Source organism: Methanoregula sp., assembly GCF_002835825.1.
In the GTDB taxonomy this organism is placed as follows: Archaea; Halobacteriota; Methanomicrobia; order Methanomicrobiales; family Methanospirillaceae; genus Methanoregula.
The window spans coordinates 1-1,979 of record NZ_PIZH01000384.1; the positions used below are offsets into that span (position 1 = coordinate 1).

The 1,979-nt window shown below is 52.0% G+C and carries 2 protein-coding genes; both read right to left on the reverse strand.

What is annotated here, in order from left to right:
- Positions 1–42 precede the first annotated feature (42 nt).
- On the reverse strand, positions 43–573 hold the full coding sequence (locus CW742_RS11335; RefSeq protein WP_292420461.1) for an ABC transporter ATP-binding protein: 531 nt from the start codon (positions 571–573) through the stop codon (positions 43–45).
- Between the two features lie 9 nt (positions 574–582).
- Complete coding sequence (locus CW742_RS11340; RefSeq protein WP_292420464.1) at positions 583–1,575, reverse strand: hypothetical protein; 993 nt, start codon at positions 1,573–1,575, stop codon at positions 583–585.
- Between the last annotated feature and the right edge of the window lie 404 nt (positions 1,576–1,979).

Below are 1,979 nucleotides of genomic sequence, written 5' to 3' on the forward strand. Positions count from 1 at the left end.
GTTGAGATCGGTCATCTGCTTCATGCGGTCAGCGCCGGTGTTCTAATCAAGCTGACCAGTCGTTTCGTCGCAGAGGAGGATATCCCGGTCCTTGATGGGCGACCGTGCAATCGCAAACCGCTGCTGCTGCCCGCCTGAGAGCTCAAGTGGTGTATGGGTATAGAGACGCTCGTCAAGTTTTACTGCCCTGAGAACCTTCTTTGCCTTTTCCGGGTCTACTCCGGCCCCGGTCTTGATCATCTGCGGGAAGCTGACGTTCTCGATGATGTTGAGGAGGGGAAAGAGGTTGAAGTACTGGAAGATGAACCCGATACGGTCCCGACGGAGGCTCGTCAGCTCGGCATCGGTCATGTCCCCAATCTCCCTGCTGCTGATCCGGATGGTTCCAGCCGTTGGCTTGTCAAGGCAGCCCATCAAGGTCAGCAGGGTTGATTTTCCCGAGCCCGACGGTCCCATGATGGAGATGAATTCCCCCCTGTGTACGGTGAAGGAGATATGGTTGAGGGCAGTGACATCCCCGGACTTGAGCGGGTAGATCTTCACTACGTCCTCGAACTCTATTACCGGTTCCATGGTTTGGCCTCACTGGCTCTTCTTTCTCTTCACGTAGAGATACCCGCCGGCGATGACGAGAACCGTGATAAAGCCGATCACCAACACCGGGAGTGGACTGTCAATTGGCTTACCGGATGTCCCTGATGAGCCCGTGCTACTGATGCTGATATCCCGGGGAGAGGAATGTATGACATTCCCATCGAGATCCTTGTGAGTGACCTGGAACGGGACCGATGTAATGCCATCTGCTGCGAACGTCACCTCGAAACTCCCGAAATCATCGGGCTTCAGCACACCGACTACATATGAGGCATAGGGATCCTTTGGGACGGCCGGAAAGAGCGAGGTCACCGAGACACCATTTGCGGTGGTAAGCCCGGCATTGGTTACGTCACCGGTCACGTGAAACACCGAGCCGTCACTAGTCACCTTGACATTGCTGATCACGAGATCGGCTTTTTTCTTGTTTGTCCCGAAGGTGACCGGGAGATCGGTGCCGTCTGTGTGGGAATTGTCACCGTTGTCATAACTCAGGGATACCCGGAGGGTGGTCTCCTTCGTGGGATTTATCGCAACAGTCCGGTTCGTGGTAGTGCCGGAGGTTAGGCTCCCGATATAGATTTTCGATGGTGTTGCGGTAATTCCGTCACCGGTGACTTCCAAGACGGCATTTTTCACGTCATTTTCCCGGGGATTGGCAATCTGTATGGTGATGGGATCCTTCTGATCCCTGGTGAAGGTATCAGGCTGGCTTGTTATGGTTGTGACAACAGGGGTGTTCTCGACCCTGACCGGTGTGATGTAATACAGGTTTTCCGGGGCATCGCGGAGGCTCAAAGAGAAACACGGGTAATACCATCCTTCGCGAGCGTCGGTCGTGATCGAGAAGACAAAGGAACGGGTCTGGAGCGGTCCGATGTTGGCCGATGAATCGTACGTGTTGCTTGTCCGGCGGATATCCTTGTCGCCGAAGGTAGCATGGTTGACAGATATGCTCTCATTCGCGTTTCCGTTGGTCACGTAAAAGGTGACTGTGCCCGATTCGCCAGTGAAAAAAACTTTTGGATCAATGCTCACGCCGGAGACATATAATTTTCCTGCAGCGGTAATGGATTCCGGTGTACTATACGCACTTGCGGGTCCGACAACGACACATGCCGCTAAAAATAATCCGAGCACGAGCAGGTACCCTGACCAGTGAACGGTGTTTTTTGAGGCCGGTACAACAGGACCATAGTTTCTGCGGTTTTGTTCTAGAGCCTGCACATGGTGGTTGTGATTGATTCGTAACATGGTATTCCTCGACGTAAATACAGAATTGTAGTATTTTTTTTATTATTTTCTCATATAACATTCTCCGCGGTTTATTTATACCTTTCTAAAAGTTGTAAATTTTTTTACAACATGTTGGTTTGATCCAAGGG

What these genes read in the sequence shown, in the direction of transcription:
- CW742_RS11335 (WP_292420461.1), bottom strand. Translation starts at nt 573, where the DNA reads ATGGAACCGGTAATAGAGTTCGAGGACGTAGTGAAGATCTACCCGCTC.